8 protein-coding genes and 1 pseudogene are annotated in these 10,972 nt (G+C 70.3%); 4 read left to right on the top strand and 5 right to left on the bottom strand.

What is annotated here, in order from left to right; all coding sequences use genetic code 11:
• From JGS39_RS34510 to JGS39_RS34490, 5 genes and pseudogenes are all read right to left on the bottom strand, one after another.
• A pseudogene (locus JGS39_RS34510) lies at positions 1-249 on the bottom strand (peptidase C14); the annotation flags it as partial.
• Positions 250-365: 116 nt separating this feature from the next.
• Positions 366-1,205 (bottom strand): SDR family NAD(P)-dependent oxidoreductase, encoded by an 840-nt coding sequence (locus JGS39_RS34505; protein ID WP_219573693.1) that lies wholly within the window; start codon positions 1,203-1,205, stop codon positions 366-368.
• 199 nt (positions 1,206-1,404) lie between these two features.
• Positions 1,405-2,250: an amidohydrolase family protein gene (locus tag JGS39_RS34500; RefSeq protein ID WP_219573692.1), complete on the bottom strand. Its 846-nt coding sequence runs from the start codon at positions 2,248-2,250 to the stop codon at positions 1,405-1,407.
• On the bottom strand, positions 2,247-3,434 hold the full coding sequence (locus JGS39_RS34495; RefSeq protein WP_219573691.1) for a mandelate racemase/muconate lactonizing enzyme family protein: 1,188 nt from the start codon (positions 3,432-3,434) through the stop codon (positions 2,247-2,249). The genes JGS39_RS34500 and JGS39_RS34495 overlap by 4 nt, the downstream gene beginning before the upstream one ends.
• Positions 3,434-4,804, bottom strand: coding sequence for an aspartate aminotransferase family protein (locus tag JGS39_RS34490; protein ID WP_219573690.1), 1,371 nt, complete (start codon positions 4,802-4,804; stop codon positions 3,434-3,436). Before JGS39_RS34490 ends, JGS39_RS34495 begins: the two co-directional genes overlap by 1 nt.
• 279 nt (positions 4,805-5,083) lie before the next feature.
• On the opposite strand from JGS39_RS34490, the gene JGS39_RS34485 reads away from it, so the two are divergent.
• The 4 genes from JGS39_RS34485 (at position 5,084) to JGS39_RS34470 (ending at position 10,897) form a co-directional block, all read left to right on the top strand.
• Positions 5,084-5,941, top strand: coding sequence for an IclR family transcriptional regulator (locus JGS39_RS34485; RefSeq protein ID WP_219573689.1), 858 nt, complete (start codon positions 5,084-5,086; stop codon positions 5,939-5,941).
• Positions 5,942-6,149: 208 nt separating this feature from the next.
• A complete protein-coding gene (locus tag JGS39_RS34480) occupies positions 6,150-8,300 on the top strand; it encodes a putative phage tail protein (RefSeq protein WP_236065878.1) in 2,151 nt (716 codons plus the stop codon).
• 42 nt (positions 8,301-8,342) lie between these two features.
• Complete coding sequence (locus JGS39_RS34475) at positions 8,343-9,599, top strand: Gfo/Idh/MocA family protein (protein ID WP_219573688.1); 1,257 nt, start codon at positions 8,343-8,345, stop codon at positions 9,597-9,599.
• 41 nt (positions 9,600-9,640) lie between these two features.
• Positions 9,641-10,897, top strand: coding sequence for an ABC transporter substrate-binding protein (locus JGS39_RS34470; RefSeq protein WP_219573687.1), 1,257 nt, complete (start codon positions 9,641-9,643; stop codon positions 10,895-10,897).
• Positions 10,898-10,972: the final 75 nt, after the last annotated feature.

Raw genomic sequence — 10,972 nt, 5'->3', positions numbered from 1 at the left:
GTCGCCGGGGGTGCGGTAGCCGGCGACTATGACCTGGGTGCCGTCGGTGAGGGGCTTGGTGTTCAGGGCGCGCAGTGCGGTGACCGTGTCCAGGCGCAGGACGTTGCCGGTGCGGTCGGGTGCGGCCTGCGCGGGGCCGGTGGCCACGGCCGACCCGGCCACGACCAGACCGGCCAGACCCGAAGCCCGCAGAAGATTCCGGCGGGAGGAGGCGGAGGTGGGAGCGGCGGACGAAGCAGGGACGGACATGACGGAGGTGCTCCTCGCGTTGTCGATGCGTGCTCGGCGTGAACCGACTGCTGGTCGGCTCTGGTGTGAACCGACTGCCGGTCGGCTCGGCGTGAACCGACTGCCGGTCGGCGCGGTCAGATCGTGTTGCGGTACGGCGGCATGAAGCGCATCCGCGGCATCTGGTCCGCCAGCACTCCCCCGTCGACGACGAGGCGTGCCCCCGTGAGATACGCCCCGGCGTCCGAGGCGAGCAGCAGCAGCGCGCCCACACACTCGTCGGGCTGCGCGTACCTGCCGAGCGGGATGCGCTCGCGGTACGCGGCTTCGAAGGCCTCCCGGTCGAAGGGGAACTCGCCGTCGATGGGCGTCTCGACCATGCCTGGGGCCAGGGTGTTGGCGGTGATGCCGTGCGGGGCGAGCTCGACCGCCAAGGTCTCGGTGAGGAGCTGCGCGGCGGCCTTGGAGGCGTTGTAGTGGGCCAGACCGGCCTCTGCCACCAGGGCGTTCTTCGAGGTGATGGTGATGATGCGGCCGGGAACGGAGTCGGCCGTCATGTGCTCGGCGATGCGCTGGCTGAGGAAGAAGACGGCGTCCACGTTGACCCGCATGATGCGCGACCAGCTGGCCGGGGTGATCTCGTTGAAGCGTTCCAGGGCCGCCGTGCCCGCGTTGTTGACCAGGATGTGCAACGGCCCTGCCTCGGCGCGCACGGTGTCGACGAAGCCTGCCAGGGCCTCGATGTCCGCGAGGTCCTGCCCGAAGGTGCGGCACCGGCGGCCGAGCGCCTCGATTGCCGCGGCGGTCTCGGCGACTCCTTCGGCCCCGGGCAGGTCGACCAGCACCAGATCCGCGCCCGCCTCGGCGAGGCCAACGGCGAAGGACCGGCCCAGGCCCCGGGCGGCCCCGGTGACGACGGCGGTGCGGCCGGTCAGGTCGAAGCGGTCGGTGCCGCGGGGCGGGACGGCTGCGGTCATCGCGGGGTTCCTTCGGGAGGGCGAGGCAGGAGGGGTGGTGGGCCGCCGCGCAGGGACACAACAGGGTGGAGCGCGGCGGCCCGGCTGCGGACCGGCAACCGGGCCGGGGGGTGGCACCGGACGCCGGTCCGCAGGCTGGGGGGGAAACGGCCCGTTCAGGCGTTGAGGGCCGGTCAGCCGTTCAGGGCCGTTCAGGCGTTCAGCCGTTCAGGCCGAGCAGATCGAGCGAGGGCCGGTGGATGATCTCCTCCACCGCGTCCGCGTCGAGCGGCGGCAGTCCGGGGATACCGGGGATCCGGGCGATCTCCCGGAGCCCCTTCACGGAGTCGTCGACCGTCGTGAACGGGTAGTCGCTGCCGAACAGCACCTTGTGGAAGACCCCGTAGTCCTGGACCAGCCGGAGGCTGTGCCAGAGCTGGAAGGGCCGGTAGTGCAGGGCGCTGAGGTCGGCGTACACATGCGGGTGCTTGCGGATGACGGCGATGCACTCGCCCTCGAACGGGTGGCCGAGGTGGGCGAGGACCATCCGCAGTTCCGGGTGGCGGATGGCGACGGCGTCCAGGTGCCGGGGCATCGCCCACTCCAGCGGTGCGCTGGAGACGAAGGTCGTGCCGGTGTGCACCAGGAGCGGCAGCCCGTGCCGTTCGGCGTACGTGTACAGCTCGTCGTACTCCTCGGCGGCCGGGTCGAAGCCCGCGTACATCGGCATCAGTTTGATGCCGCGCAGGCCCAGCTCCTGGTGGCCGTAGCGCAGTTCCTCCTGCCAGCCGGGCTGGGTGGGGTCGAGCGCCAGGTAGCCGATCAGCCGGTCGGGGTGTTCTCCGACGTACGCGGCCACGGCCGCGTCGTCGACCCAGAGCCCGCTGCGGCGCGCCTTGCCGCCGACGACGATCGTCCGGGTGGACTCGGGCGCGGTGGCCGCGTACTCCTCCCACTTCACCGTGAGGTCGACCTCGCCCGCGTGGGCGCGGGCGGAGTCGGAGCTGAACGGATCGGTGAAGTCGTGGCTGTGCCGGAAGAGATGGGAGTGGACGTCGACGATCATGTGCGGTTCCGCTTCTCCCAGCCGTCCGCGAACATGTTCCAGAAGCGGTGGCTGGGCGGGTGTTCCTCGAAGACCTCGTCGACGAGTTCGACGCCGAGCCCCGGGGCGGTCGGCAGGCCGATGCGGCCGTCCTCCATCGGGAGGGTGCCCTTGAGCGCGTCGAAGACGAACGGCTCCAGGAGCCCGTCGAAGGTTTCGAGGATCTTGAAGTTGGGGATTCCGAGCGCCGCGTGCACCGATACGGTGGTGCAGAGCGGGGAGTTGGAGTTGTGCGGGGCCACGAGCATGCCGTGGGTGTCCGCGATCGCGGCGAGTTTCCGTACCTCGGTGAAGCCGCCGGCCATGGAGAGGTCGGGCTGGATGATGTCGACGGCGTTGGTCGCGAAGAGCTGCTTGTACTCGTAGCGGTTGTGGAAGTGCTCGCCGCCGGAGATGGGGAAGGTGGCGCGCTGCCGCAGTTCCGCGTACCGCTCGATGTGGGTCCAGGGCATCGGCTCCTCGAACCAGCCGATGTCGAAGGGCTCCAGCTCCCGTACGAGACGGGCGGCGGTCGGCATGGCGAAGCGGGCGTGGCCCTCGATGAAGAGGTCGATGTCGGGCCCGATCGCCTCGCGGACCGCGGCGACGAGGTCGACGGAGCGGCGCAGTTCGGCGCGCTCCAGCTCGTGCAGGCCGGGGCCGAAGGGGTCGAACTTGAGGGCGGTGTAGCCCTTGGCCACGGTCTCCTTCGCCTTGGCGGCGAAGGTCTCGGGCTCGCGTTCGCCGGTGTACCAGCCGTTGGCGTAGACCCGGACGTCGTCGCGGCAGGCGCCGCCGGTCAGCCGGTAGGCGGGGACGCCGAGCGCCTTGCCCATCAGGTCGTACATCGCCTGGTCCAGGCCGGACAGGGCGACGCCGCCCATGTCGCCGCCGCGCAGGAAGTCGCCCTGGTAGACGCGGAGCCAGAGCTCCTCGATGTCGAAGGGGTCGGCGCCGATGAGATGGCGTCGCGCCAGGGCCTCGGTGAGCGCGCAGACCTCGCTGACCCGGTACGGGTGGGTGATCTCGCCGATGCCGGTCAGGCCCTCGTCGGTGTGGACCCGGACGTAGCCGAAGTCGCGCCAGGAGGTGCCGAGCATCAGGGTCTCGACGCGGGTGATCCGTCCGGCGGGGCCGGCGGGGCGGGTGCGGTTGACGGTCAGCATCAGCGGGTCGCTCCACCCATGGTCGAGGTGTTCTCCAGGTCGCGGGCGCCGCCGTCGGCGAGGACGGCCCTGACCGCGGCCTCGGTGCCCTCGATCAGACGGTCCACGTCGGCGTCGGTGTGCGCGTAGCTGATGTGGCTGCGCTTGAGGTTGAGCGGGAGCTCGAACAGACCGTGGTCCAGGAGCTTGCGGCGGTAGCCGACGAACATCGACGCGTCGTTGTTCAGCAGGTCCGCGTACGTACGGGGGGCCTCGCCCGGCATGAAGTAGCTGACGAAGACGGAGCCGTAGCCGGTGACGACGGCGGGCACGCCCAGGCGCTCGTAGAGGCCGGTCAGTTCGGTGCGGACGCGGTCGCCGAGCCGGAAGACGTGGTCGTGGACCGGTTCCTCGCGCAGCTTGCGCAGCGTGGCGAGGGCGGCGGCGACGACGGACGGGTGGCCGTTGTACGTGCCGGCGAAGAAGGCGGGGGCGCCGGGGCGCGTGGAGAAGAGGTCCATCAGGTCGGCCCGGCCGCCGATCGCACCGACGGGGGCGCCGTTGGCGATGGCCTTGCCGAGGGTGGTGAGGTCGGGGGTGACGCCGGAGATCTGCTGCCAGCCGCCGATGCTGTGGCGGAAGCCGGTGATGACCTCGTCGAAGATCAGGACGCTGCCCGCCTTCGTGGTCTCCTCGCGCAGCGTAGTGAGGAACTCCTGGTACGGAAGCAGAGCGCCGACGTTGTGCGGGACGGGTTCGACGATGACGGCGGCGATGTCGGAGCCGTGCTCGGCGAAGGTGCGGCGGACGGCCTCGCTGTCGTTGAACGGCAGGACGAGCGTGGCTTCGAGGACCTCGGGCAGGATGCCGGTCGAGATCGGGTCGTGGCCGCCGACCTTCGAGGGCTCGGAGATAACGTTGAGGCTGACCGCGTCGTGCCAGCCGTGGTAGCAGCCCTGGAACTTGACGACCAGGCGGCGGCCGGTGGCGGCTCGGGAGACGCGCAGCGCGTGGAACGTGGCCTCGCTGCCGGTGCTGGTGAGCAGGACCTTCTCGATCGAGGGGATCAGCTCGGCGAGCTGTTCGGCGAGGAGGACCTCGCCCTCCGTGACGCCGACGCCCATGTGGCCCAGCGTCGCGCCGGCCTCGGCGGTGGCGCGGGCCACGTCGGGGTCGTTGTGGCCGAGCAGCGGCGGGCCGAACGCCGAGTGGAAGTCGGTGTACTCGCGTCCGTCGGCGGTACGGAACCGTGCGCCGTGCGTCCCGGTGACCACCAGGTCCGTCAGTCCGGGAACGCTGCGCTGACCGCTGTTCACGCCGCCGGGTACGACCTGGCGGGCGCGCTCGGCGAGTCGGGCTCCGGATTCGTTGCCTGCCGGGCCTGAACTCATGGTGCTTGCTCCTTGCGTCGAGAGTCGTCGGTTGTCGCGGGCCCTGCCCGGCCCGTGAGTCCCTGGCGCCATCCGCCCGGCAGTCGCCGCAGGAAGAGGGTGATCCGTGGTGCGTTGCAATTTTTCAGAACGCTGTTCTGTAGAGCAGAACAGTGCCTGGATATTACGTCCGCCCCGAAAACCGGTCAACCCCCTTCCGGCCAAACAAGGCCCGAAAGGAGCGGATTTCGCGAATCGGAGGTGCCCTCCGTACGCCCGGAGGCACTACCCTGTTCTGCTATGACGAACAGTGCCGCCCCAGAAGAGCCGAAGTACTGGGTCAAGAGCGTGGCCAGGGCAGCGGACATCCTCGAAGCGCTCGCCGCTCCCTCGCAGGGGAACGGTCTGAGCGTCACCGAGGTCGGCCAGGCCTGCTCCATCTCCAAGAGCGCCGCCTTCGGCATGCTCCAGACCCTGCGCGCCTACGGACTCGTCTCGGACGACGGCGAGGGCATGAACCGCCGCTACCGGCTGGGCATGAGCCTGGCCCGGCTCGGCGACCGCGCCAGGTCCCAGGTCTCCCTGCGCGGCGTCGCCCACCCCGTCCTGCGCGATCTCACCCGGGCCACCGGCATGGCGTCCCGGCTCGCCGTGCCCGAGGACGGCCACGCGGTCGTGGTGGACCAGGTCGAGCTCGACCAGCGCGTCCGGCTCGATCTGCGGATGGGCCAGCGCGAACTGCCCCACTGCACGGGCCTGGGCAAGGCGCTGCTCTCCGCAATGCCGCAGAGCGAGGCCGCCTCGGTCATCGAACGGTTCGGGCTGCCCCGGCGCACCTCCCGCACGATCACCGATCCGGCGACGTTCCTGTCCCACCTGCGCGACATCGCCCGGGTCGGCTACGCCCTGGACGACGAGGAGGACGCCGAGGGCATCATCTGCATCGGCGCCCCGGTCTTCGACGACCGGTCGGTGTGCGCTGGGGCCGTCTCCATCACCGGGCTCAAGCTCGGTCTGCCGGCCTGGCGCTACCAGGAACTGGGCGGCCAGGTCCGCGATGCGGCCCGCCGGATCAGTGTCTCGCTGGGCTGGGTCGAGGACCCGGAGCCCGATGCCTCGGACACCGGCACGTCGCATTCCGACGGATTCGGGTCTTGACCGATCGGCTTCACCCGCCGTAGGTTCCCTGCCAACCGAGGTGACTTTCCACCGTCACCGACGATTTACCCCTTCCGGTCCGCTTCCGGCGCCTGCCCACCGCGCCGCGAACACCCGAGGACCGAACCCTTTTCAGCCATCCGCCTCATGGCAGTCCACCGCAGGAACGCTCCCTCACTCGTCGCACTTCTCGGAAGGCGAAGTCCGCATGAGCGTTCCGCACCACAGCACCCCTGCGTCCTCCCGCCGGAATCTTCTGCGGGCTTCGGGTCTGGCCGGTCTCGTCGTGGCCGGGTCGGCCGTGGCCACCGGCCCCGCGCAGGCCGCACCCGACCGCACCGGCAACGTCCTGCGCCTGGACACGGTCACCGCACTGCGCGCCCTGAACACCAAGCCCCTCACCGACGGCACCCAGGTCATAGTCGCCGGCTACCGCACCCCCGGCGACGGCGGCACCATGGCCCTGCACTGGGACAAGAAGTCCACCGCCCCACACAACGGCGGCACCGTCATCGCCCCCGCCACCACAACGAAACCCGGACGCTGGCACCAACTCCACACCGGCACCCTCGACTTCCGCACCTTCGGCCACTTCGACGCCGGCACCCCCGCGGACAACGCACTCGACGCCATGGTCAACGACCCCGCCGTCCACCGCATCGAAGCCCACACCGACCTCCTGTTCACCGAACGACACCTCTTCGACCGCTCGAACATCGAACTCGACTTCGGCGGCCACCACATCCGCACCGAGAACATCGAGAAGAACACCCACGACAACCCCTTCGGCGCCGTCCTCTCCTTCCGCGGCACCGTCACCGACACCACCGTCGAGCACAGCCTGAGCGCGGCGATGCCGGACCTCTCGGACCTCTTCGAGGTCGGGGACGCGTCGAAGTTCGCCGTGGGCCAGTGGTGGGCTGTGGAGATCAACGCGCTGGCGGGGAAGTACGAGAAGGAGATCCAGCGCCTGGTCCAGGTCACCGACGTCGTCGACCCGGCGCACATCCGGGTCAACTACCAGATCGGCTGGGACCTGGCGGCCGGACGCACCCTGACGTGGACACGGGTCGAGCCCGTCGACCGAGCCCACGTCCGCAACATGGTCTTCGAGGGCTGGGGCGAGGACGAGATGACCGGCTCGCACCCGGTCGCGTACGAGTACGCGGTGCGCTGCGACGTCTCGGGCATCGAGGCCGTCGGCACGTTCTGGCCGGTGGTGATGCGCCGCTGGTGCACGTACTACCGCACCGAGCAGTGCTCGCTCACCAACCCGAAGTCCGTCACCTACGGCGGCGCGGGCTACCTCACGCAGCAGATCTACTGCCTGTACGGGCACGTGGAGGACTGTCACACCTCCAACGCCCGTCACCTCAACGACTTCACGGCCTCCGCCTACTGCTACGTCACCAACTGTCACGGCGACGGTGACGACGAGGGCCCGTTCGTGACGCACGGCCAGTTCGAGCACGACCTCGTCTACACCGGCAACTCCGGCCTGATGACGTTCGCCAACTCCGGCGCGGCGTGGGGCGGCAGGGCCAAGCGGATCACCGTGCGACGACATGCCTGCTCCTGGTTCGTGGCCCGCGTCAAGATCACCGATCTGACGCTGGAGGACGTCCTGGTCATCGGCAAGGAGTCCCTGGCCGGCTCCGGAATGCTCTGGGTCAACGCGGACGGTGTGCAGATGCGCGGCTGCACGGCCACGGGTCCGCTGATCGTCTCCCGGGCCTCGGACCTCTCTGCCCGTCCCAACGTGATCGCGGACTCCTCGTTCGTGTTCGCGGCGGGGGCGGAGGTCACCCAGTCGGGCGTCACCGTCCCGCTCACCCTCCAGCGCTCCACGCTGAAGGGAGTGGACGGCGCGGTGTTCAACGGCACCGGGCCGCTCGTCCTCGACCAGTGCGCCCTGACCGGATCGAAGGACACCGCCCCCGTCTCGCTCGCCCACGCCGACATCAGCGTGCTCGGCGGCGAACTCCGCGACACCGGGCTCAAGCTGACCTCGGCCAAGGACCAGCGCCTGCGCATCGACGGCACGCGGCTGTCCGGCACCAACAAGGACGGCGCCCTGCTGGCCCGTACCGGCTCCGGGCGCACCGTCGACTGGCAGCTCAGCGGCCTCGACTCGGCCGCGCCCGAGGGCACCGCCCATGTGCTGGTCACCGAGGGCACCAACCGCTACCGGGCCACCGGCTCCACCTTCACCGGCGGCCGGCTCGAACTGCGGCCCGCGGCGTTCGGCGGCAGCAGCCACCTGCTGCACACCGGCTGCGTCGAGGACGGCACCGAGCGCACCGCGCTGCCGGACGAGGGCGACCGCGTCGCGCACACCGCGGCCACGCTCCGCTTCTGACCCCTTCTCCCGTCGAGCACCACCGAGCACCAGGGATTCCCCGTGTCCACGCATACCCCGATCACCGGCCGGCCCGTACGGGTCGCCCTCGTCGGCGCCGGCAACCGCGGTCTGACGTACGCCGAGTGGATCAAGGCACACCCCGAGCGCGCCGAGCTCGTAGCCGTCGCCGATCCGCGCCCCGCCGCACGCGCCGCCGCCGGTGCGCCCGTCGAGTTCGACGACTGGCGGCCACTGGCCGAGAACCGGATCGCGGACGCCGTGATCGTCGCCACCCAGGACCGCTTCCACGTGGAGCCGGTGCTGGCCCTGGCCGAGGCCGGTTACGCGATCCTCGCCGAGAAGCCCCTCGCCCCGACCGAGGAGGAGACCCGCCGCATCGTCGAGGGGGTGGAACGGGCCGGGGTGTTGTTCGCGGTGTGCCACGTCATGCGGTACACCCCGTACACCGACCTGGTGAAGGAGGCCGTGGACTCCGGAGTGCTCGGGCAGCTGGTCTCGATCGACCATCTGGAGCCGGTCGGCTGGTGGCACTACGCCCACAGCTACGTACGCGGTCCGTGGCGCAGCGAGAAGGACTCGTCCCCGATGCTGCTCGCCAAGTCCTGTCACGACCTGGACTGGATCACGTACGTCATGGGCGGCCGGATCGAGCAGGTCACCGGCTTCGGCGGGCTGAAGCACTTCCGGCCCGAGAACGCCCCGGCCGGGTCCGCGGACCGCTGCCTGGACTGTGCGGTCGAGTCCGGCTGCCCGTACAGCGCGCTGAAGCTGTACATGCCGACGCTGCGCGAGAAGGGCGCGGTCTGGCCGGTCACCCATGTCACCGAGGCGACCGACGAGGCCGGGCTCGTCCAGGCGCTGCGCGAGGGCCCGTACGGGGTCTGCGCGTACCGGAGCGACAACGACGTGGTCGATCACCAGGTCCTCGCGATGCAGCTGACGGACGGGGTGACCGCGACCTTCCAGATGGTGGCGTTCACCGAGCAGACGCACCGGCAGACGCGGATCTTCGGTTCGCACGGCTGGCTCATCGGTGACGGTGAGCGGGTCACCGTGCAGGACTTCCGGACCGGCGAGTCCACCGTCCACGAACTCGGCACGTCCGGTTCGAACGCCGCCGACGGGCACGGCGGCGGGGACGCCGCGCTCGTCGAGGCGTTCGTCACCGCCGTCGCCACCGGTGACGCCGGGGCCGTCCGCTCCGGCCCCGCCACCTCGCTCGGCAGTCATCTCGCGGCGTTCGCCGCCGAACGTGCCCGGCACACCGGCACCGTCCAGACGGTCCCGGCGCAGTGACTTCTTCCCGAACCACCCTCACGTCCTCGGAGGACTCCCTCATGTCCCGTCTCCTCACCCGCCGTTCCAGAGTCCGCGCCCTGGCCGCCCCCGTCATGGCGACCGCGCTCGCCGCCGGTGTGCTGGCCGGCTGCTCCGGCAGCGGCGACGACGGCAACACCGTCACCATGTGGACCTATCCGGTCATCTTCGACGAGGCCAAGAACAAGGCGTACTGGGACGGCCTCGTCAAGGCGTTCGAGAAGGAGCACGCGGGCGTCACGGTGAAGGTGGAGACCTTCCCCTGGGCCAACCGCGACACCGCTCTGGCCACGGCCATCGCCTCGGGCAAGGGCCCTGACGCGGTCTATCTCATCCCGGACCAGCTCCCGAAGTACGCCAAGAGCATCGTGCCGGCCGACGACTACATGCCGGCCGACGCCAAGTCCGACTACACCGACTTCGCGCTGAAGTCCGTCACCGTCGAGGGCAAGGCGCTCGCCACCCCGATCCTGACCAGTGCCAACCCGCTGATCTGCGACAAGCGCGTCTTCGCCGCCATCGGCGAGAAGAGCTATCCGACGAGCTGGGCGGACCTGGAGGCCCTGGCCCCGAAGCTGAAGGAGAAGGGCTACTACGCCACCAGCTACAGCGGCGACACCCAGCAGACGCTGAACATGACCTTCTACCCGCTGCTGTGGCAGGCGGGCGGCGACGTCTTCTCCGAGGACGGCAAGAACGTCACCTTCAACGACGCGGCCGGCGTCAAGGCGCTCACGTACCTGAAGAAGCTGGTCGACGGCGGCTACACCGACAAGGACCTGGTCACGACCACGCCCAAGCTGGAGCAGACCCCGACCGCCAAGGGCAAGGTCGCCTGCACCTGGCAGAACACCACGGCGGACGTCGAGCCGTTCTGGGGCAAGGAGAACATCGTCGTCCAGCCGCCGCTGAAGGAGACCGCCTCGGTCGGCTACGGCACCGTGGGCGCGCTCTCGATGCTCAAGGGCGCCGACAAGAAGAACACCGGGGACTGGCTGAACTTCGTCGCCGAGTCGAAGAACGCGGCCGGTCTTCAGAAGGCCGCGGGCTACTTCCCGGCCCGCAAGTCCGGCGGTGATCTGTACCCCGGCGACGCGCTCCAGACCGCGGTCGGCGCCACGCTGCCGAGCATGGACGTGGGCCCGCTGCAGGACAAGGCCCGTGAGGTCCAGGGCATGCTCGCGCCGGAGATCCAGGCGGCTCTGCTCGGCAAGAAGAGCCCGCAGGACGCGCTGGACGCCGCGCAGAAGGCGGCGCAGGCGATGCTCGGCCGCTGATCCACGGTCGCGGGGCCGGTCTCCGGCCCCGCGACCCCACGGGGGCACACCGCCCCCGACCCCCCGCAATTCCCC

It is taken from the genome of Streptomyces poriferorum (assembly GCF_019399235.1).
GTDB classification, from domain to species: domain Bacteria; phylum Actinomycetota; class Actinomycetes; order Streptomycetales; family Streptomycetaceae; genus Streptomyces; species Streptomyces poriferorum.
This window is presented reverse-complemented; position numbering and strand designations above follow the sequence as displayed.

What these genes read in the sequence shown, in the direction of transcription:
- JGS39_RS34505 (WP_219573693.1), bottom strand. Translation starts at nt 1,205, where the DNA reads ATGACCGCAGCCGTCCCGCCCCGCGGCACCGACCGCTTCGACCTGACC.
- JGS39_RS34500 (WP_219573692.1), bottom strand. Translation starts at nt 2,250, where the DNA reads ATGATCGTCGACGTCCACTCCCATCTCTTCCGGCACAGCCACGACTTC.
- JGS39_RS34495 (WP_219573691.1), bottom strand. Translation starts at nt 3,434, where the DNA reads ATGCTGACCGTCAACCGCACCCGCCCCGCCGGCCCCGCCGGACGGATC.
- JGS39_RS34490 (WP_219573690.1), bottom strand. Translation starts at nt 4,804, where the DNA reads ATGAGTTCAGGCCCGGCAGGCAACGAATCCGGAGCCCGACTCGCCGAG.
- JGS39_RS34485 (WP_219573689.1), top strand. Translation starts at nt 5,084, where the DNA reads ATGACGAACAGTGCCGCCCCAGAAGAGCCGAAGTACTGGGTCAAGAGC.
- JGS39_RS34480 (WP_236065878.1), top strand. Translation starts at nt 6,150, where the DNA reads ATGAGCGTTCCGCACCACAGCACCCCTGCGTCCTCCCGCCGGAATCTT.
- JGS39_RS34470 (WP_219573687.1), top strand. Translation starts at nt 9,641, where the DNA reads ATGTCCCGTCTCCTCACCCGCCGTTCCAGAGTCCGCGCCCTGGCCGCC.